This window comes from Pseudomonas sp. 3HC3, from assembly GCF_044904505.1.
Lineage (GTDB): Bacteria > Pseudomonadota > Gammaproteobacteria > Pseudomonadales > Pseudomonadaceae > Aquipseudomonas > Aquipseudomonas putida_Y.
The window spans coordinates 410,986-430,588 of the sequence record NZ_JADDRH010000002.1; the positions used below are offsets into that span (position 1 = coordinate 410,986).

The 19,603-nt window shown below is 63.6% G+C and carries 20 protein-coding genes and 1 pseudogene; 11 read left to right on the forward strand and 10 right to left on the reverse strand.

Annotated elements, in window-relative coordinates; genetic code table 11:
* Window position 1: 1 nt before the first annotated feature.
* Entirely contained in the window at window positions 2-814 is an 813-nt protein-coding gene (gene mutM, locus INQ47_RS06530; RefSeq protein ID WP_004575471.1) for a bifunctional DNA-formamidopyrimidine glycosylase/DNA-(apurinic or apyrimidinic site) lyase, read from the forward strand.
* An 84-nt stretch (window positions 815-898) separates the two neighbouring features.
* Here the strand turns inward: mutM and INQ47_RS06535 are convergent, their stop codons facing one another.
* From INQ47_RS06535 to INQ47_RS06555, 5 genes are all read right to left on the reverse strand, one after another.
* The gene (locus INQ47_RS06535) at window positions 899-1,150 is read right to left on the reverse strand and encodes a YfhL family 4Fe-4S dicluster ferredoxin (RefSeq protein ID WP_003249063.1); all 252 of its coding nucleotides are present in this window, start codon (window positions 1,148-1,150) and stop codon (window positions 899-901) included.
* Between the two features lie 101 nt (window positions 1,151-1,251).
* Window positions 1,252-1,737, reverse strand: coding sequence for a pantetheine-phosphate adenylyltransferase (coaD, locus tag INQ47_RS06540; RefSeq protein ID WP_010955660.1), 486 nt, complete (start codon window positions 1,735-1,737; stop codon window positions 1,252-1,254).
* Window positions 1,738-1,849: 112 nt separating this feature from the next.
* Window positions 1,850-3,448, reverse strand: coding sequence for a GMC family oxidoreductase N-terminal domain-containing protein (locus tag INQ47_RS06545; protein ID WP_404701358.1), 1,599 nt, complete (start codon window positions 3,446-3,448; stop codon window positions 1,850-1,852).
* A 20-nt stretch (window positions 3,449-3,468) separates the two neighbouring features.
* Window positions 3,469-3,954 carry a twin-arginine translocation pathway signal protein gene (locus INQ47_RS06550; RefSeq protein ID WP_404701359.1) on the reverse strand — a complete coding sequence of 162 codons (486 nt, stop codon included), beginning with the start codon at window positions 3,952-3,954 and terminating at the stop codon, window positions 3,469-3,471.
* Between the two features lie 10 nt (window positions 3,955-3,964).
* Window positions 3,965-5,395 carry a coniferyl aldehyde dehydrogenase gene (locus tag INQ47_RS06555; RefSeq protein ID WP_404701360.1) on the reverse strand — a complete coding sequence of 477 codons (1,431 nt, stop codon included), beginning with the start codon at window positions 5,393-5,395 and terminating at the stop codon, window positions 3,965-3,967.
* A gap of 151 nt (window positions 5,396-5,546) precedes the next feature.
* Here INQ47_RS06555 and INQ47_RS06560 point away from each other — a divergent pair, with 151 nt between their 5' ends.
* On the forward strand, window positions 5,547-6,212 hold the full coding sequence (locus tag INQ47_RS06560) for a TetR/AcrR family transcriptional regulator (RefSeq protein WP_101196380.1): 666 nt from the start codon (window positions 5,547-5,549) through the stop codon (window positions 6,210-6,212).
* 35 nt (window positions 6,213-6,247) lie between these two features.
* Complete coding sequence (locus INQ47_RS06565) at window positions 6,248-7,102, forward strand: sulfurtransferase (protein ID WP_404701361.1); 855 nt, start codon at window positions 6,248-6,250, stop codon at window positions 7,100-7,102.
* A 51-nt stretch (window positions 7,103-7,153) separates the two neighbouring features.
* Here the strand turns inward: INQ47_RS06565 and INQ47_RS06570 are convergent, their stop codons facing one another.
* The 4 genes from INQ47_RS06570 to INQ47_RS06585 form a co-directional block, all read right to left on the reverse strand.
* Window positions 7,154-8,146, reverse strand: coding sequence for a hydrolase (locus INQ47_RS06570; protein ID WP_252460139.1), 993 nt, complete (start codon window positions 8,144-8,146; stop codon window positions 7,154-7,156).
* A gap of 109 nt (window positions 8,147-8,255) precedes the next feature.
* A complete protein-coding gene (gene rsmD, locus INQ47_RS06575) occupies window positions 8,256-8,858 on the reverse strand; it encodes a 16S rRNA (guanine(966)-N(2))-methyltransferase RsmD (protein WP_404701362.1) in 603 nt (200 codons plus the stop codon).
* A complete protein-coding gene (locus tag INQ47_RS06580) occupies window positions 8,858-10,348 on the reverse strand; it encodes a M16 family metallopeptidase (protein WP_404701363.1) in 1,491 nt (496 codons plus the stop codon). Before INQ47_RS06580 ends, rsmD begins: the two co-directional genes overlap by 1 nt.
* Window positions 10,341-11,696: a pitrilysin family protein gene (locus INQ47_RS06585; RefSeq protein WP_021783655.1), complete on the reverse strand. Its 1,356-nt coding sequence runs from the start codon at window positions 11,694-11,696 to the stop codon at window positions 10,341-10,343. Before INQ47_RS06585 ends, INQ47_RS06580 begins: the two co-directional genes overlap by 8 nt.
* Window positions 11,697-11,927: 231 nt before the next feature.
* Here INQ47_RS06585 and ftsY point away from each other — a divergent pair, with 231 nt between their 5' ends.
* From ftsY to rpoH, 4 genes are all read left to right on the forward strand, one after another.
* On the forward strand, window positions 11,928-13,421 hold the full coding sequence (ftsY, locus tag INQ47_RS06590; RefSeq protein WP_404701364.1) for a signal recognition particle-docking protein FtsY: 1,494 nt from the start codon (window positions 11,928-11,930) through the stop codon (window positions 13,419-13,421).
* Window positions 13,422-13,423: 2 nt separating this feature from the next.
* Window positions 13,424-14,095, forward strand: a complete 672-nt coding sequence (gene ftsE / locus INQ47_RS06595; protein WP_003249079.1) for a cell division ATP-binding protein FtsE — start codon at window positions 13,424-13,426, stop codon at window positions 14,093-14,095.
* Complete coding sequence (gene ftsX / locus INQ47_RS06600) at window positions 14,092-15,117, forward strand: permease-like cell division protein FtsX (RefSeq protein WP_404701365.1); 1,026 nt, start codon at window positions 14,092-14,094, stop codon at window positions 15,115-15,117. The genes ftsE and ftsX overlap by 4 nt, the downstream gene beginning before the upstream one ends.
* Before the next feature lie 111 nt (window positions 15,118-15,228).
* Window positions 15,229-16,083, forward strand: a complete 855-nt coding sequence (gene rpoH / locus INQ47_RS06605; RefSeq protein WP_003249083.1) for an RNA polymerase sigma factor RpoH — start codon at window positions 15,229-15,231, stop codon at window positions 16,081-16,083.
* Window positions 16,084-16,268: 185 nt separating this feature from the next.
* Here the strand turns inward: rpoH and mtgA are convergent.
* A pseudogene (mtgA, locus tag INQ47_RS06610) lies at window positions 16,269-17,014 on the reverse strand (monofunctional biosynthetic peptidoglycan transglycosylase).
* Window positions 17,015-17,043: 29 nt separating this feature from the next.
* Here mtgA and INQ47_RS06615 point away from each other — a divergent pair.
* From INQ47_RS06615 to trmB, 4 genes are all read left to right on the forward strand, one after another.
* Window positions 17,044-17,415 (forward strand): DUF423 domain-containing protein, encoded by a 372-nt coding sequence (locus INQ47_RS06615; RefSeq protein ID WP_021783659.1) that lies wholly within the window; start codon window positions 17,044-17,046, stop codon window positions 17,413-17,415.
* 102 nt (window positions 17,416-17,517) lie between these two features.
* Window positions 17,518-17,718: a sulfur carrier protein ThiS gene (thiS, locus tag INQ47_RS06620; RefSeq protein ID WP_003249090.1), complete on the forward strand. Its 201-nt coding sequence runs from the start codon at window positions 17,518-17,520 to the stop codon at window positions 17,716-17,718.
* A 54-nt stretch (window positions 17,719-17,772) separates the two neighbouring features.
* The gene (locus tag INQ47_RS06625) at window positions 17,773-18,585 is read left to right on the forward strand and encodes a thiazole synthase (protein ID WP_003249091.1); all 813 of its coding nucleotides are present in this window, start codon (window positions 17,773-17,775) and stop codon (window positions 18,583-18,585) included.
* 9 nt (window positions 18,586-18,594) lie between these two features.
* Complete coding sequence (gene trmB, locus INQ47_RS06630) at window positions 18,595-19,317, forward strand: tRNA (guanosine(46)-N7)-methyltransferase TrmB (protein WP_004575478.1); 723 nt, start codon at window positions 18,595-18,597, stop codon at window positions 19,315-19,317.
* Window positions 19,318-19,603: the final 286 nt, after the last annotated feature.

Consider the following 19,603-nt stretch of genomic DNA (forward strand, 5'->3'; position numbering starts at 1 on the left):
CATGCCGGAATTGCCAGAAGTAGAAACCACCCGGCGCGGTATTGCGCCACACCTGGAAGGCCAGCGCGTCAGCCGTGTGGTGGTACGCGACCGACGCCTGCGCTGGCCGATTCCGGAAGACCTCGATGTGCGTCTGTCAGGGCAGCGCATCGTCAGCGTGGAGCGACGCGCCAAGTACCTGTTGATCAATGCCGAAGTGGGGACGCTGATCAGCCACTTGGGCATGTCGGGCAACCTGCGGCTGGTCGAGCTGGGCTTGCCGGCGGCCAAGCATGAGCATGTCGACATCGAACTGGAGTCCGGGCTGATGCTGCGCTACACCGACCCTCGCCGCTTTGGTGCCATGCTGTGGAGCCTGGACCCTCTGAACCATGAGCTACTGCTGCGCCTGGGGCCTGAGCCGCTGACCGACCTGTTCGATGGTGAACGGCTGTTCCAGCTGTCCCGCGGGCGGTCGATGGCGGTCAAGCCGTTCATCATGGACAACGCGGTGGTGGTGGGAGTGGGCAACATCTACGCCACCGAGGCGCTGTTTGCTGCCGGTATCGACCCACGCCGGGAAGCGGGCGGGATTTCCCGGGCGCGCTACCTGAAGCTGGCGACCGAAATCAAGCGGGTGCTGGCGGCGGCGATCGAGCAGGGCGGTACCACCCTGCGTGACTTCATCGGTGGCGACGGGCAGCCGGGGTACTTCCAGCAGGAACTGTTTGTGTACGGGCGTGGCGGGCAGCCGTGCAAGGTATGCGGCACTGAGTTGCGCGAGGTGAAGCTGGGGCAGAGGGCGAGCGTGTACTGCCCGCGTTGCCAACGATGAAACGTTCGCTGCAAACCTGTTGAAGCAAAACCTGAACTGCTGGCATGCCCGCTCCCACAGGGACCGTGCAGAGAAGGGCAGTGATCAGCCCTTGCCAGTGATCCGGCGATACTTGGCCATCAGCTGTTCTTCGGTTTCCGGGTGCGCTTCATCCAGCGGGATGCAGTCGACCGGGCAGACCTGCTGGCACTGCGGCTCGTCGTAATGGCCTACGCACTGGGTGCACAGGTTAGGGTCGATCACGTAGATCTCTTCGCCTTGGGAGATAGCCTCGTTCGGGCACTCGGGTTCGCAGACGTCGCAATTGATGCAATCGTCGGTGATGATCAGGGACATGGGGGCTCCGGCCGGGGCTCACAGCCCGGGCATGTTCAACGCAATGGGCACAATTGTGCCGCATTCGCGCCCGCAGTGCACGCGGGCGCGACAATCAGGCGTCAGGCTTGCTTCTTGAAGCGTTCAGTCAGCGCGTCGGCCACCACCGGGTGGACGAACTTGCTGATATCACCGCCCAGCGCCGCAATCTCCCGGACCAACGTCGAGGAAATGAACGAATAACGCTCCGACGGCGTCAGGAACAGGCTCTCGACATCGGGGGCCAGTTGCCGGTTCATGTTCGCCAGCTGGAACTCGTACTCGAAGTCGGACACCGCACGCAGGCCACGCAGGAAGACGTTGGCGCCCTGTTCCTTGGCGAAATGCGCCAACAGGGAAGAGAAGCCGATGACTTCGACATTGGGCAGGTGCTTGGTGACCTCACGGGCGAGCTCAACCCGTTGTTCCAGTGGGAACAAGGGGTTTTTCTTGGGGCTGGCCGCCACCGCGATGATCACGTGGTCGAATAGCCGCGAAGCGCGCTCGACCAGATCGCCATGGCCTTTGGTAATGGGGTCGAAAGTACCCGGGTACAACACTCGGTTCATCGCGTCATCCTGGCTGGAGTGCGTTGGGGAGTCGGATGGTAGCGCAGCGACGGCGCCCCGGCCAAGTCATGCGGCCGACTGATGGCACTATAGACAGGGGCCATATTCGTTGTCATGCGCTGTGTGCCAGGCGGGTGACCAGTGCTTCGCTGAGCCTGGCGCTGATGGCATACACCGACAGTTGCGGGTTGGCGCCGATGCTGGTGGGGAACAGCGAGCCGTCGTGAATCGACAGGTTTTCCAGTTGGTGATGGCGGCCCAGGCTGTCGCACACCGCCTGGCGCGGGTCTTCGCCGAGTGCGCAGCCGCCCATCACATGGGCGCTGCCCAAGCGCGTGCGGAAGGGCTCCAGGCGCAGCCTGTCGATCATGGTCAGGGCCTGCTCCAGGCCTGATGCGGCGCTGGCGTCGCTGTGCACCGGGGTTACCTGGGTGGCGCCAGCGGCAAACTGGACTTGTGCCATGCTGCGGTAGGCGCGCCGCAAGCCGTCACGCAGGTAGTCGGTGACCGGGTAATCGAGCACGGGTGAACCATCGCTGCGCAGTTCCACGGTCCCACCCTGGCTTTCGGGGTGAAAACCATCGCGTAGCAGCGCCAGCATCACATGGGTATGGGGCAGCTCGGCCATGCGCTGGGCATTCTCGTGGCCGTGCCCGCCCAGCAGGGTGCTGGCCAAGGCCGGGTGCAGCGGCGGTACTTCCAGCTTGTAGCCAACCGGACCGTCTGCGCCCCCTTGCCACTGGAAATGGTCGCTGTAGATCGACTGCGGGGCGCCATAGTAGGGGTCGATACGCTCGCTGAAGCGTGCTGCACTGAAGTTGACCAGGTGTAGGAAGGTCCGCTTGCCCAGGCGGCCATGTGGGTCGGGCGCAGCAGAGCGCAGCAGCAGGGCCGGGCTGTTGATACCGCCACCGGCCAGGAGGTAATGGCGTGCCCGCACGCTGACCTGCCTGCCGGTTGGGTGTATGCCTTGGGCGTCCAGGGCCTGGCATGTCAGGCTCTGAATGCGTTCGCCGTTGTGGGTGAAGCGCTCGGCCCGCGCCAGGTACAGCAGCTCGCCGCCTTGCTCGAGGGTGGCAGGTATACGGGTCACCAGCATCGATTGTTTGGCATTCACCGGGCAACCCATGCCGCAGTAGCCCAGGTTCCAGCAGCCGCGCACGTTGCGCGGGATCACCCCCCAGCGGTAGCCCAGCTGTTCGCAGCCCCGACGCAGCACATCGTTGTTGGCATTCGGCGGCAAGGCCCAGGGGCTGATACCCAGTTCCTGCTCCATGCGTTCGAACCAGGGGCGTAGTTCATCTTCGCCCAAACCGTTCACGCCGTGGACCGAGGCCCAGTGCGCCAGGGTTTGCGGCGGGGTACGAAAGCTCGAGGTCCAGTTCACCAGCGTGGTGCCACCCACGGCACGGCCCTGCAGGATGGTAATGGCGCCATCCTTGCTCATGCGCCCCAGGCCTTCCTGGTAAAGGCTGGCGTAGGCTTCGTTTTCCAGCAGGTGAAAATCGCTGCTGGTCTTCAGTGGGCCTTCTTCGATCAGCAGTACCTTGAAACCGGCAGCGCTGAGCACCTGTGCGCTGGTGGCGCCGCCGGCACCACTGCCGATTACGGCGATGTCGGCCTCTAGAAACAGGTCGTGCTCCAGGCGCGAGGCGTCGTGGGTGATCCAGCCGCGTTCGAGGCCTTGGCGAAACGGGTCGGGGACAGGCATTGGCGATGCTCTTGTTGTTTTCAGATTTTTGGTGGGCCCGGGTAACCGCAGTCTGCCCAGGATTCGGGGCGTTCGTACCAGGCCATCTGCAGCAGTTGCAGCAACGAGGCGTGCCCCATGCGTAGCAGGTTCAGCGAGCTGTCCTGCCAACGCTGCAGGAACGCCGTGACCTGCGTGGCGCCAGCTTGGCTCCAGTTGCCCCAGACGCCGGTCAGCGGGCCGCGAGTCAGTGGCAGGCTGAGCACGTCGAACAATTGCCGGGTGAGCTTGAGCATTTCCGGCGACAACGCCGCCAGCTTGTTGTCGAGGCTGCGCATTACCGGCGTCTCGGTGGCCTGCGTGCCGGCCAGCACCACCGGGATCAGCGCTCGCAGCAGTGGCAGGTCGTCGTCGCGGAGTACCTGATAGCCGGTCGCGGCTGTTTGCGCGCTGCACCCCACCAGGCTGGCGCCCGCCAGAAAAGCACTGGCGCCGAGGCTGAAACGCAGCAGTTCGCGGCGGTGCATGGTGCGATCCTCAGCGGATGAACAATTTGTAGACCAGGCGCTGCAAGGCTTTGCCATAAGGCGGGTAGATCAGCCGCGCGGCATTGAAGCGTTGCTTGGCAAGTACCGCCTTGGCCTTGCTGAAAGTCAGGAAGCCGTCATGACCATGGTAGTGGCCCATGCCTGAAGGACCGATGCCGCCGAAGGGTAGATCGTCCTGGGCAACATGCAGCAAGGTGTCGTTCAGGCACACACCGCCGGAGTGGGTGTGACGCAGCACATGCTCTTGTGTGCGGCGGTCATAGCCAAAGAAGTACAGCGCCAGTGGGCGCGGGCGCTGGTTGATGTAGGCCAAGGCCTGGTCGATGCCGTCATAAGGCACTAGCGGTAGTAGCGGGCCGAAAATTTCGTCCTGCATCACCTGCATGCTGTCGTTCACGTCCAGCAGCAAGTGTGGCGGCATGCGCCGGCCTTGAGGAGCCTCGCCTGGGTACAAGTCGAGTACTTGCGCGCCTTTGGCCCGGGCATCGTCCAGCAGGTGCTGCAAGCGCTGCAACTGGCGCGGGTTGATGATGGCGGTGTAGTCGGGGTTGTCGGCGATGCGCGGGTACAGTCGGTGCACAGCGCGCTGGTAGGCGTCGCTGAAGGCGGGCAGCCGTTCGCGCGGCACCAGTACGTAGTCGGGGGCGACGCAGGTCTGGCCGGCGTTGAGGGTCTTGCCGAAGGCGATGCGCTCGGCGGCGCTGTCCAGCGGCACATCGGCAGAAACAATAGCGGGGGACTTGCCACCCAGCTCCAGGGTGACCGGGGTCAGGTTGTGTGCGGCAGCCTGCATCACCTGGCGGCCCACGCTGGTGGCACCGGTGAACAGCAGGTGGTCGAAGGGCAGGCGGGCGAAGGCCTGGCCCACCTCGACTTCACCGAGCACAACGCTGACCAGGTCAGTGGGGAACACGCGCTCGAGCGCTTGCTGTAGGGCCAGGCCAGTTGCCGGTGTGGCCTCGCTAAGCTTGAGCATGACCCGGTTGCCGGCGGCCAGGGCGCAGGTCAACGGGCCGATGGCGAGGAACAGTGGGTAGTTCCACGGCACGATGATGCCGACCACGCCCAAGGGTTGATAGCGCACCTGTGCGCTGGCTGGCTGGAACGCCAGGCCTACGCGGCGTCGGCTGCTGCGCATCCAGCGTTGCAAGTGCTTTTCGGCGTGGCGCAGGCCCTGTACTGACGGTAGCAGCTCGGCCAGCAAGGTCTCGTCGGCGCTGCGCCCGGCAAAATCCTGGCTGATGGCGTCGATCAGTTCTGCCTGGTTGCCCAGCAAGGCTTCACGCAGGCTTTTCAGCCACTGGCGCCGCTGCGCCGCTGGTGGCAACGGGTTACCGGCAAAGGCCAGGCGCTGGGCCGCGAACGTCGTCGCGAGGTCGAGGTCGAATTGCACAGAGGGCAAGGCACTGGGCGAGTTCATGGCGGTGTCGAGTCCGGGCAGGGGTTGCCTAGAGCCTATACTCTAATTTGTACCATGGTGCGAATTTTTACATGCCGTTCAACGGTGCATTCCACCTGCAATACGCCGTAAGATAAACCTTTGATGAAGGCCCGCAGACTGGGAGCTGAGCATGGCCCCGCGCATGAAGACCCGAGAGCGCATCGTGCAGAACAGCCTGGAGCTGTTCAACCAGCAGGGCGAACGCAGCGTCAGTACCAACCACATTGCCGCGCACATGGAAATCTCGCCCGGCAACCTGTATTACCACTTCCCCAACAAGCAAGCGATCATTGCCTTGTTGTTCAGCCAGTACGAAGAGCTGGTGGACAGCTTTCTGCGCCCGCCGCAGGGCCGCGCGGCAACCGTGGAAGACAAGCGCTTCTACCTCAAGGCCTTGCTGGCGGCGATGTGGAACTACCGCTTCCTGCACCGTGACCTGGAGCATCTGCTGGACAGCGATGCCGAACTGGCCGCCCGTTACCGGCGTTTTTCCGAGCGCTGCCTGCGCCAGGGCCAGGCGATCTACCGCGGCTTCGTCGAGGCGGGCATTCTGGCCATGGTGCCGGCGCAGATCGAATCGCTGACCATCAACGCCTGGATCGTGCTGACATCATGGGTACGTTTTCTCAGCACCACGCGTGAACATTCCGCGCATCTGGGTGAAGAAGCCTTCAAGCGCGGCGTCTATCAGGTGCTGGTGCTGGAACTCGGCTTCGTCACTGACAATGCCCGCACTGCCGTGGACGCGCTGTGCGAAGAATTCCATGTACCGTTCAACCAGGCCCTGGAGCACTAGCTCAGGGCCCTCGTGCCATTGATCAGGAGATTGTCATGCCCCTTGCGCAATTGATCACCCCGCAGCAGTTGGCCGAGCGACTGGACTCGCCCGGGTTGGTGATCCTCGACTGCCGTTTTGCCCTCGAGGATGTGGACTATGGCCAGCGCAGCTACGCCCAGGGGCATATTGCCGGGGCGCATTTTGCCGACCTGGACCGCGACCTCAGCGGGCCGGTGAGCAAGGGGCGCACCGGGCGCCACCCATTGCCCGATCCGCAGCGGCTGGTCGAGCGCCTGCGAGAGTGGGGGCTGAACAACGATAGCGAAGTGGTGCTGTACGACGATGGCCCCGGCGCCTTTGCCGCCCGGGTCTGGTGGCTGCTGGTCTGGCTGGGCAAGCGCAGCGGTGTGGCGATTCTCGACGGTGGCCTGAAGGCCTGGCACGCGGCGCACCTGCCGTTGAGCCTGGACCCGCCGCCCAAACGTGAGGGCACTTTCAGTGGTGAGCCGGACGCGAAGCTGCTGATTGATGCCGACCATCTGGGCAAGCGCCTTGGTAGCACAGACCTGACTTTGATCGATGCGCGTGCCTTGCCACGTTTTCGTGGTGAAGTAGAGCCGATCGACCCGGTGGCGGGGCATATTCCCGGTGCCCAGTGTGCGGCGTTTACCGACAACCTGGGGGCTGACGGGTGTTTTCTGCCGGCGGATCAGCTAAAGCAGCGTTTTGCCGAAAAACTGGGTGGACGGGCGCCGGAGCAGTTGGTGTCTTACTGCGGCTCTGGGGTAACCGCTTGCCATAACCTGTTTGCCATGGCGCTGGCGGGGTACCCGCTGGGCAAGTTGTATGCCGGGTCGTGGAGTGAATGGATCAACAACCCGCAGCATGCTGTGGCCACCGGCGAGTAAGCAGGTCGGGTTGAATCCCTGTAGGCGCGCGCAGCCTCTATCAGCTTGAGGCTAGCTACCGTCCACCAGCCACTGCGGAATCCGTCGCTCCAGGTAGTACCCCGGATTTCGCAGGCTGCCATCGACAAAGCCCACATGCCCACCGCGGCCATGCAGTTCGAAGCGGGTCTGTGGTGACAGTTCACGGGCCGTCGGCAGGCTGTGACTGGACACGAACGGGTCATCGCTGGAATGGATGATCAGCGTTGGCGTGCGGTTCTGGCCAAGGAAGAAGTGGCTGGATGAGCGGCGATAGTAGTCATGTGCATCGCGAAAGCCATTGAGCGGTGCAGTGACTTTTCCGTCGAAGTCCCAGAATGTGCGCAAGTTGGTGAGTTGGCCCAGGCGTTCCAGTGTCGCCAGCTGCTCATGCTGGCCCCGGGCGTGGAAGTGCCGCTGCTTGAGCTGAACATACGCCAGCATCTCGCGCATGAAATGCGCCTGATACACCTTGGAGAATCCCTGGCCGATGCGGTCGGCACAGTGGTCCAGGCGAAAGGGTACCGATACTGCAACTGCTGCCTCCAGTTGGCTGGCGACGCCGCTCTCACCCAGGTACTTCAACAGTACATTGCCACCCAGCGAATAACCCACTGCGTACAGCGGTGCCAGCGGGCGCTGGGCGCGAAGATGGCTGACAATTTCCGCCAGGTCTTCGCTGGCGCCGGAGTGGTAGCTGCGCGGCAACAGGTTGGGTTCGCCTGAACAACCACGCCAGTTCACTGCCACGCTGGCCCAGCCGCGGCCTTGCAGCGCTTGCTGCAAGCCTTTCACGTAAGGCGAGTGAGACGAGCCGGTCAGCCCATGCAGCACCAGGACCAGTGGTGCATGGGGTTGGTGCGGGCCGTGCCAGTCCAGGTCGATGAAGTCACCGTCGGCCAGCCACAGCCGCTCACGGTCACGCTGCAGCTCAGGTAGCTTGCGCCAGAGTGGCCCCCACAGGGTCTGCAGGTGGGGGTTGGACAGGCCGATGGCCGGACGGAATGTGGCGTTGTGGCTGGGCATGCTAGGCGACTCATGATGTGCCTTTCTAGCTTGCCACGAAACAACGCCCCAGTACCTGCGCTATTGGTGGAAGTTGAAGGTTCAGTTTCAACCATGACGCGGCGGGTAATCAGCCCCGCTGCCAGAGTGCGTAGTGCACCTGGCCGGTCTTCTTCTCGCGGTGCAGGCGCCAGTTGCCCGGCAACTGCAAGGTCGAGGGTGCCGCTTCGCTTTCGGTGTAGACCCATGCCTGCTCGCCCAGCCACTGATTCTGCTCCAGCAAGTTGCAGGTGTTGGCCAGCAGGTCCTGGTGGAACGGCGGGTCGAGGAACACGACATCGAACTGCTGCTTGGCCGGGCCTTGCAGGTAGCGCAGGGCGTCGGTCTGCAGAATTTGCCCGCGGGGACAGCGCAGGATTTCGAGGTTGTTCTTCAGGTTGGCGATGGCCGCAGGGTTGCTATCCAGCGCCACGGCGTCCTCGGCCCCACGGGACAGGGCTTCGAGCACCAGAGCGCCACTGCCGGTAAAGGCGTCCAGCACGCGGGCACCCTCGATGTAGGGGGCTAGCCAGTTGAATACGGTTTCCCGCACGCGATCAGGCGTTGGCCGCAGGCCTTCGCCTTCCGGCACCGCCAGGCGGCGGCTGCGCCACTCGCCGGCGATGATGCGCAGGTGGCCCTGGCCCTTGCTTTTGCCCGCTTGCGGGCGGGCGGGAGGGGTGGATCTTGGCATTAGTGCTCCGGTACCCCGAGCGGTTGCTCGGAGGGCTTGTCAGTGGGTGCTGGCAGCGGTTTTTGTGGCACTTTCGGGCCAACGGTGACGATCACCAGTTTATCGGCTGACAGGTGTTTGTTCATGGCTGCCTTGACCTGTTCGACGGTGAGGGCCTGGGACTGTTGCATGAAGTCCTCCAGCCAGGTCAGCGGCAAGTTGTAGAAGCCGATCGCGCCCAGTTGGCCGACGATGCTGGCATTACTGGCATTGGACAGCGGGAAGCTGCCGGCCAGCTCACGCTTGGCATCGTCCAGCTCCTGTTGGGTCGGGCCCGTCTTCAGGTAGTCGGCGAGAATGTCTTGCACCAGCTTGAGCGTGCCCTCGCTGAGCTCGGCACGGGTTTGCAGGTTGATCATGAATGGGCCGCGCACCTGCATCGGGCTGAATGCCGAGTAAACGCCGTAGGTCAGCCCGCGCTTCTCCCGCACCTCGCTCATCAGCCGGGTACCGAAGGCACCACCGCCAAGGATCTGGTTGCCCAGCGACAGGGCTGGCCAGTCCGGATCCTGGCGGTCGATCCCCAGTTCGGCCAGCATCAGGTGGGTCTGTTTGGACGGGAAGTCGATGTGGGTCAAGCCAGCCTTGGCGTCTTTGGGTTGGGCCGGTGCGGCCAGCGCCGGGCCCCTGGGCAGGCCGGCAGATACCTGGGCGGCGATGGCTTCGGCTTCTGCACGGCTGAGGTCGCCGACCAGGGCGATTACCGCATTGCCGCCGGTATAGGCCTTTGCGTGGAACGCGCGCAGTTGTGCCAGGCTTATGCCCGCGATGCTCTCTGCGGTGCCGTCGCTTGGGTGGGCGTAGGGGTGGTCGCCATAAAGGTTGCCGAAAAGGGCCTTGCCGGCGATCTTGCCCGGGTTCTGCTTCTCATATTCGAAGCCTGCCAGCATCTGGTTCTTGATGCGCTTGAGGGCATCTTCGGGGAATGTCGGCTTGCCCGCCACCTCTGTAAACAGCTTGAGGGCTGGTTCGCGCTTGTCCTTGGCACTGAGGCTGCGCAGTGATGCCACGGCCATATCGCGGTAGGAGCCGTTGCCAAAGTCTGCACCCAGGCCTTCGAAGCCCTCGGCGATGGCGGTGACGTCCTTGCCGGCCACGCCCTCGTTGAGCATGGCGTTGGTCAGAGCGGCCAGGCCTGGCGTGCCGCCATCCTGGCTGCTGCCGGCGGCGAAGGTGACACGCAGGTCGAACATGGGCAGTTCGCGGGCCTCGACGAACAGCACCCGGGCACCTTCGGCGGTGTTCCAGTGCTGGATGTTCAACTGACGCCGGCTGGGTGCCTTGCCGTTCAGTTCGGCCAGCGATTGCAAGGTGTTGGCCGGGCGGGCTGCGCTGCTGTCGGCCTTGGCAGCGTTATCGGCCATGGCCGGAGCGGCCAGCACAGCCGCCAGCGCCAGGGCACGAATGCCCGTGGCCAGCAGGGTTGGGCGTGGGGCGCGGCGATCACTCATGAGCGGACTCCTCAGGCAGTACATGGGCAACGCTCAGGCGTTCGCGGGTGAAGTAGGTGCGCGCGGCGTTCTGGATGTCCTGCGGGGTGACGCGTTTGAGCTCGTCCAGCTCGCTGTCGATCAGCTTCCAGGACAGGCCGACGGTTTCCAGCTGGCCGATGGTGGTGGCCTGGCTGCTGATGGAGTCGCGGTCGTAGACGAGGCCGGCGATGACCTGGGCGCGTACGCGCTCCAGCTCTTCTGCGCTGGGTGGCGTGCTCTTGAGTTCGTCAAGCAGCTGCCAGATGCCTTTCTCGACGTCGGCGAGGGTTTTCTGCTTCTGCACATTCGGCGTCGCCGAGATCAGGAATAGGCTGTCGCCGCGGGTGAAAGCGTTGTAGCTGGACGAAGCGCCGGCCACCAGTTCCTGGCCACGCTCCAGGCGTGCCGGCATGCGGGCGCTGTAGCCGCCGTCGAGCAGTGCCGAGATCAGGCGCAGTGCATGCACCGTACGTGGGTCCTTGGCGGTGGGCAGGCCGGGCACGTTGAAACCGTAGATCAGGCTTGGCAGCTGGGTTCGTACGTGCAGGGTCAACTGGCGCCAACCTGGTTCGGCCAGCTCCAAGGGCAGCTTGGCTGGGGGTACGGCGCGTTTGGGAATATTGCCGAAATACTTCTGCGCCAGGCCCTTGACCTCGTCGGCGGTGACATCACCGACCACCACCAGGGTGGCGTTGTTGGGGGCGTACCAGGACTCGTACCAATGGCGAAGCTCCTCGACCTTCATGCGCTCCAGGTCTGCCATCCAGCCAATGGTCGGCGTGTGGTAGCCGCTGGCCGGGTAGGCCATGGCGCGGAACAGCTCGAATGCCTTGGCATTGGGCTGGTCGTCGGTGCGCAGGCGGCGTTCTTCCTTGATGACCTCGATTTCGCGGCTGAACTCGTCGGCAGGCAGGCGCAGGCTGGCAAGGCGGTCGGCCTCCAGTTCCAGGGCTACCGGCAGGCGGTCGCGGGCCAGCACTTGGTAATAGGCGGTGTAGTCGTCGCTGGTGAAGGCGTTTTCATCGGCGCCGAGGTCACGCAGAATGCGCGAAGCCTCGCCGGGGCCGACCTTGGCGCTGCCCTTGAACATCATGTGTTCCAGTGCATGGGACAACCCGGTCTGGCCCGGGGTCTCGTAGCTCGAGCCGACCTTGTACCAGATCTGCGAGACCACCACCGGGGCGCGATGGTCTTCGCGGACCACAACCTTCAGGCCATTGTCGAGGATGAATTCGTGGGTGGGTTGCACATCGGCGGCAAATGCCGCGAGCGGCAGGCAGAGCGTGCCGAGCAACAGGCCAGCGGCGCGGCGGGCTAGAGCATTCATACGGTGTTTAACCTGTTCGGCGGCCCGCTGGGTTTAGCGTCGGCGGGCCAGGAGGTGCTAGGATACTGATCCGGTTGCCTGGCGACCATGCCTGTCGCCGTTCTGGCCCACAGGACACTAAGACAAAACGTTGCGCATGAACCAGCCGGCTTCAAGATAGTCTGTTCTGCGTAGAGAGAATTCCTGATTGGCCCTCGCTGGCCCATCGCTACCCTGAGATAGCCGTCTTCCATGTTTGGTTCCAACGACGACAAAAAAGCGCCGGCCGAGGCTGGTGAGAAGAAAGGCCTGTTCAGCTGGTTTCGCAAGAAGCCGCAGCCACCTGTGGGAGCGGGCGTGCCCGCGAATGAACCCCCCGCTGCCGAGCAGTCTGCAGCCGCGCCGGTCGAGGGCTCAACCGCCGAAGTGCCACAGGCCCCCGAACCCGTTCAGGCCCCTGCGGCTCCACAGCTGGCTGAGCCGCAGCCGGTCGCCGCACCCGCCCGGCCCCCGGTAGTCGAGGCCCCCGTCCCTGAACCGGTTGCGTCCCAGCCGTTGCAGGCCCCTGAGCCCGAGCCGGTCGCGTCCCGGCCGCTGGTGGCGCCTGCACCGCAGCCGGTCGCGTCCATGCCCTTGCAGGCGGCCCCTGTCGAGTCTGCCCCTGTCGAGGCCGCAGCGCCGGTCAGCAACCTGGTGCTGCCGGTTGCCGAAGAGCCCGTCGCCCTGGTGCCGGACCTGGAGCCGAAAGCGCCGCCCGCAATCCCGGAACGCGCGGTACCAGTTCCCGCGGCCCCTGTTGCGGCTCCCGCCGAACAGGCCAAGCCCGGCTTCTTCGCGCGCCTCAAGCAAGGCCTGTCCAAGACCAGTGCCAGCATCGGCGAGGGCATGGCCAGCCTGTTCCTCGGCAAGAAGGTCATCGACGACGACCTGCTCGACGAAATCGAAACGCGCCTGCTGACAGCCGACGTGGGTGTGGAGGCTACCTCGGCCATTGTCCAGAACCTGACCCAGAAGGTCGCGCGCAAGCAGTTGGCCGATGCCGATGCCCTGTACAAATCGTTGCAGGAAGAACTGGCTGCGCTGCTGCGCCCGGTCGAGCAGCCGCTGAACGTACAAGCCCAGAACAAACCCTATGTGATCCTTGTGGTTGGCGTGAACGGCGCCGGCAAGACCACCACCATCGGCAAGCTGGCGAAGAAGCTGCAACTGGAAGGCAAGAAGGTAATGCTGGCTGCCGGTGATACCTTCCGTGCAGCGGCGGTCGAGCAGTTGCAGGTGTGGGGCGAGCGCAACCAGATTCCGGTGATCGCCCAGCACACAGGTGCCGACTCTGCTTCGGTAATCTTCGATGCCGTGCAGGCCGCCAAGGCCCGTGGCGTTGATGTGCTGATCGCCGACACTGCCGGCCGCCTGCACACCAAAGACAACCTGATGGAAGAGCTGAAGAAGGTCCGCCGGGTCATCGGCAAGCTCGACGTTGAGGCGCCGCACGAGGTGCTGCTGGTGCTTGACGCCGGCACCGGCCAGAACGCCATCAGTCAGGCCAAGTACTTCAACCAGAGCGTCGAGCTGACCGGCCTGGCCCTGACCAAGCTGGACGGCACTGCCAAGGGCGGGGTGATCTTCGCCCTGGCCAAGCAGTTCAACATCCCGATCCGTTTCATCGGTGTCGGTGAAGGCATCGACGACCTGCGTACCTTCGAAGCCGAGCCGTTCGTCAAGGCTCTGTTCGCCGAGCGAGATTGACCATGATCCGATTCGAGCAGGTTGCCAAGCGCTATCCCAATGGTCATGTGGGTTTGCATGAGCTGAGTTTCCGGGCGCGCCGGGGCGAATTCCTGTTCGTCACCGGCCACTCGGGCGCTGGCAAGAGCACCCTGCTGCGCCTGTTGCTGGCCATGGAGCGCCCGACCAGCGGCAAGCTGATGCTGGCAGGGCAGGACCTGGGCCAGATCAGCAATGCGCAAATCCCGTTCCTGCGCCGGCAAATCGGCGTGGTGTTCCAGAACCACCAGCTGTTGTTCGACCGCACCGTGTTCAACAACATTGCCTTGCCGCTGCAGATTCTCGGCCTGTCCAAGGTCGAGATCGCCAAGCGCGTGGACTCGGCCCTGGAACGTGTGTCGCTGTCCGACAAAGGCGAGCTGTTCCCGGCCGACCTGTCCACCGGGCAGCAGCAGCGGGTCGGTATCGCCCGAGCCATCGTTCACCAGCCGGCTCTGCTGCTGGCCGACGAGCCCACCGGTAACCTCGACCCGCGCCTGGCTGCAGAGATCATGGGCGTGTTCGAGGACATCAACCGCCTGGGCACGACGGTATTGATCGCCAGCCACGACCTGGCACTGATCGCGCGCATGCGCCACCGCATGCTGACCTTGCAACGCGGCCGCTTGATCGGCGATGGGGAGGCCGGGCAATGAACACTACACGTACGCCGAAGGTTTCCGAGCGGGTCGCACCGAAACCGGCCGATCCGCAACCTGCGAAGAAAAAAAGCGGGGAAGACGATGATGGCCCGGACTTCCGCACCCTGCTGCATGCCTGGCTGGAAAGCCACCGTGCCAGCTTGGCCGACAGCCTGCGCCGCCTGGGCAAGCAACCGATCGGCAGTTTCTTCACCTGCCTGGTGATGGCAGTGGCGCTGAGCATGCCGATGGGCCTGTCCTTGTTGCTGAAGAACGTCGAGCAGCTTGGCGGTTCGTGGCAGCGCGCTGCGCAGATTTCGCTGTACCTCAAGCTTGATGCCGGCAGCCGCGATGGCGAAGCGCTGCGCGACGAGATCAAGGGCATGCCTGGGGTGGCGGACGCCCAGTATGTCAGCCGCGAGCAGGCGCTGGAGGAGTTTCAGCAGCAGTCCGGGCTGGGCGAGGCCCTGCGCGAACTGCCAGACAACCCACTGCCGGGGACGGTGGTGGTAACCCCGACCGAGGTTGACAAGCCGGCCCTGGAAGCCTTGCGTCAGCGCCTGTCGGAGTTGCCGCGGGTGGACGTGGCGCAACTGGACCTGGTCTGGGTCGAGCGCCTGGCAGCCATCCTCAAGTTGGGTGACCGCTTCGTCTTCGGCCTGGCCGTGATGCTGATTTCTGCCCTGCTGTTAGTAATCGGTAACACAATTCGTCTACACATTGAAAACCGTCGTATCGAGATCGAAGTGATCAAGCTGGTCGGCGGCACCGACGCCTACGTGCGCCGGCCTTTCCTGTACATGGGCGCCCTGTATGGCCTGGGCGCAGGCCTGCTGGCGTGGGGCATCCTGGCGTTTGGCCTGAACTGGCTGAACGAGGCGGTAGTAGGGCTTTCCGGGCTGTATGGCAGTGACTTCGCCCTGGGCGGCGTTCCGGCTTCCGATGGTCTGTCGCTCTTGATCGGAGCAGTGTTGTTGGGGTATATCGGTGCATGGATTGCAGTCGCCCGCCACTTGAACGAGCTGGCGCCGCGATAGTTTTTACGTGTCAGCATTGACATTTTCTTCACTGCGGAACTTGTACCGTCGTTCCAGGTCAATGTTGGCAGCGCCCACAAGGTGCGAGTTTTGTAAGTCGGAGGTTCTTGAATGACCACATCGTTGCAACCTGCCTATGCCTTGGTACCCGGTGCAAACCTGGAAGCCTATGTGCACACGGTCAACAGCATCCCGCTGCTGACGGTCGAGCAGGAGCGTGATCTGGGCGAGCGTCTCTATTATGAGCAGGATGTCGAGGCCGCTCGTCAGATGGTGATGGCCCACCTGCGTTTTGTCGTACATATCGCCCGTAGCTATGCCGGCTATGGGTTGGCTCAGGCTGACCTGATCCAGGAAGGCAACGTCGGCCTGATGAAAGCCGTCAAGCGCTTCAACCCGGAAATGGGCGTGCGTCTGGTGTCGTTCGCCGTGCACTGGATCAAGGCAGAGATCCACGAGTTCATTCTGCGCAACTGGCGCATCGTGAAGGTGGCTACCACCAAGGCTCAGCGCAAGCTGTTCTTCAACCTGCGTAGCCAGAAGAAGCGCCTGGCATGGCTGAACAACGACGAAGTGCATCGCGTGGCGGAAAGCCTTGGCGTCGAGCCGCGCGAAGTGCGCGAGATGGAAAGCCGCCTCAGTGGCCAGGACATGGCCTTTGACCCGGCAGCGGAAGCTGACGATGACAGCGCCTTCCAGTCGCCTGCGCATTACCTGGAAGACCACCGTTACGATCCGGCAGTGCAGCTGGAGGATGCCGACTGGAGTGACAATTCCACCAGCAACCTGCACGAAGCGCTGCAAGGTCTGGACGAGCGTAGCCGCGATATTCTCTACCAGCGTTGGCTGGCGGAAGAGAAGGCCACGCTGCATGAACTGGCAGACAAGTACAGCGTATCGGCTGAGCGTATTCGCCAGCTGGAGAAGAATGCGATGAACAAGGTCAAGGCCCTGATCGCTGCCTGATCGAGTCTTGGTTGTAGAGAGAAGCCGCTGGCCCTGATGGGGTGAGCGGCTTTTTTATTTGTGCTGGCTTTGCCGGCCTCTTCGCGGGTAAACCCGCTCCTACAGGGGATGCGGTTGCCCGTAGGCGCGCGGGCGCGCAGTTGCCCGTAGGAGCGGGTTTACCCGCGAAAGGGCCGGGCCTGCATTCAAAGCTTTCTGGATGAGTCCAGCTGCATCAAGTAGCTGGGCCCGCCCAACTGGCTCATCTGCCGGCGAATCCAGCTGGCCCGGCTGGCCACATACGCACTCGGCCGGCTGGCACTCCACTTGATCGGGCTAGGCAGCACCGCAGCCAGCTGCGCTGCCTGCTGACGGCTGAGCCGGCTGGCGTCGACACCAAAGTGATAACGCGCCGCCGCCTGGGCACCAAACACGCCCTTGCCCCACTCGGCGCTGTTCAAATAGACCTCGAGAATCCGTTCCTTCGACCAGAACAGCTCAATCAGCGCGGTGAACCAAGCCTCCAGCCCCTTGCGAAACCAGCTGCGGCCTGACCACAGAAACAGGTTCTTGGCCACTTGTTGGGTCAGGGTGCTGGCGCCGCGAATGTTGCCGCCGCGCTCGTTGTGGGCCAGCGCCGCCTGAATGGCCGGGATGTCGAAGCCCCAGTGGCTGGCGAACTTCTGGTCCTCGCCAGCAATGACTGCAACCTTGAGCTGATCGGAGATGTTCTCCCATGGCTCCCAGTCGCGCTGAAGGTCGATCGGTTCACCACTCACCCAAGACTGTACCTTGCGCTCGACCATCAGCGCCGTGCCGGGCGGTGGGACCCAGCGGAACACCAGCACCAGTACGATGCTGCCGGCAACGAACCAGAGCAGGGCACGGGAGAGGCGACGGATAAGCGTTGACAGCATGTCGATGGCTTGGCCCTAAGGGTGGAAGGGGCCATTATACAGACCCGATACAAGGAGTCGTCCCATGCTTCGCAGCTTCCTGATGCTTGCCGCCTTTTTTGGCTTTACCGGCGTCGCCCTGGGCGCCTTCGCCGCTCATGGCCTGAAAAACCGGCTGACGGCTGACTACCTGGCAATCTTCCATACCGGCGTGACTTACCAACTGGTCCATGCCTTGGCGATCTTCGGCGTTGCGGTGCTCTCGGCGCACCTGCCCGGGCGCCTGGTGGGGTGGGCTGGCGGCCTGTTTGCGTTGGGCATCGTGCTGTTCTCCGGCAGCCTGTACCTGCTGACCCTCAGCGGCATCGGCAAGCTTGGCATCATCACCCCGATTGGTGGCTTGTGCTTCCTCGGCGGCTGGTTGTGCCTGGGCCTGGCAGCCTGGCGGCTGGGCTGACCGAGTGGTCCACAATCACGACTAATGGCGCGCACCGCCCTTGGGTTGCAGGGCGGTTCGGCGCTAGAATGCTGGCCCCAAAGAACAATGGTGGCCGTGCGCATGCGCATTAAATTGAACGGTGAACCTTACGAACTGCCTGCCGGCGAAAGCGTTGCAGCCCTGCTGGCGCGCCTGGAACTGACCGGGCGCCGTGTTGCAGTGGAACTGAATCTGGATATCGTGCCGCGCAGCCAGCACGACAGCACGCTGCTGAATGACGGCGACCAGGTCGAAGTGGTCCACGCCATCGGTGGCGGCTGACAGCAGCCCGGCGGTTCACAAGCAAGCCCTGCAACCTTTTCCCGAGGAACAACGATGAGCAACGTTCGTAGCGACAAGCCCTTCACCCTGGCCGGGCGTACTTTCCAGTCGCGCCTGCTGGTCGGTACCGGCAAGTACCGTGACATGGAAGAAACCCGCCTGGCCACCGAGGCCTCGGGTGCCGAAATCGTCACTGTCGCTGTACGCCGCACCAACCTTGGCCAGAACGCGGGCGAGCCGAACCTGCTCGATGTACTGTCGCCCGACAAGTACACCATCCTGCCGAACACTGCAGGCTGCTTTGACGCGGTGGAAGCGGTACGCACTTGCCGTCTGGCCCGCGAACTGCTCGATGGGCGCAAATCGCACGAGTCCCGCACGCTGGTGAAGCTGGAAGTGCTGGCCGACCAGAAAACCCTGTTCCCTAACGTGATCGAAACCCTCAAGGCTGCCGAAGTGCTGGTCAAGGAAGGTTTCGATGTAATGGTCTACACCAGCGACGACCCGATCATCGCCCGTCAGCTGGCCGAAGTCGGCTGCATCGCGGTCATGCCGCTGGCTGGCCTGATTGGCACCGGCCTGGGTATTTGCAACCCCTACAACCTGCAGATCATCCTGGAAGAATCCAAGGTGCCGGTGCTGGTCGATGCCGGTGTGGGTACCGCATCCGACGCCACCATCGCCATGGAAATGGGCTGTGAGGCAGTGCTGATGAACTCGGCCATCGCCCATGCCCAGCAGCCGGTGCTGATGGCCGAGGCCATGAAACACGCCATTGTCGCGGGTCGCATGGCCTACCTGGCCGGTCGTATGCCGAAGAAACTCTATGCCAGCGCCTCTTCGCCGCTGGATGGTCTGATCAAGTAAGAGCAACTGATGACTGAATCGCACGATACGCCGATCACCCCCGACGGCGAAGCCCGCCCACACCGCCGCATCAAGAGCTTCGTGATGCGTGCCGGGCGCATGACCGAAGGCCAGCAGCGCGGCCTGGACCAAGGCGGCCCGCTGTACATCCTGCCACTGGCTGACAGCCCGGTGGACTACGACCAGGTGTTCGGCCGTTCGGCCCCGCGCACCTTGGAGATTGGCTTCGGCATGGGCCATTCCCTGCTGGAAATGGCCGCTGCCGCACCTGAGCAGGACTTCATCGGTGTGGAAGTGCACCGCCCGGGTGTTGGCGCGCTGCTCAATGGCGTGCTGACCCAGGGGCTGAAAAACCTGCGGGTGTATGACTGCGATGCCATCGAGGTGCTGAACCGCTGTGTGGCGGATAACAGCCTCGATCGGTTGATGCTGTTCTTCCCAGACCCTTGGCACAAGGCGCGTCACCACAAGCGCCGCATCGTCCAGCTGGAGTTCGCCGAGCTGGTACGTCGCAAGCTCAAGCCCGGTGGCGTGTTCCACATGGCCACCGACTGGGAGCCGTATGCCGAGTACATGCTGGAAGTGATGAGCGCTGCCCCGGGCTATCGCAACCGTGCGGCAGACGGCACCTATGTGCCGCGCCCCGAAGAGCGCCCGATCACCAAGTTCGAACGCCGCGGTGAGCGGCTGGGACACGGGGTGTGGGACTTGAAGTTCGAGAAGGTGGATTGAGCGGCTGATACGGCCTTTCGATGTGCTGATGCCTGCAGGAATGCAGGCGAAAATAACCGCCTTGAGAAGGGCGGTTTTTTTCGGTAATACACAACACCTCAGGGCATGCCCGCGAAGAAACCAACGCGGTGGATGGCACCGGCTTTGCCGGTGTTCGCGGGCGGCTGCGACGGTGAGCGGCGGGTGGAGATTGGCCAGCAGGGCCGGCCCATTCGCGGGTAAACCCGCTCCTACAGCGGTCTGTGTCCAACCCCGAGATGTGTCCACCACCAATCTGTGTAGGAGC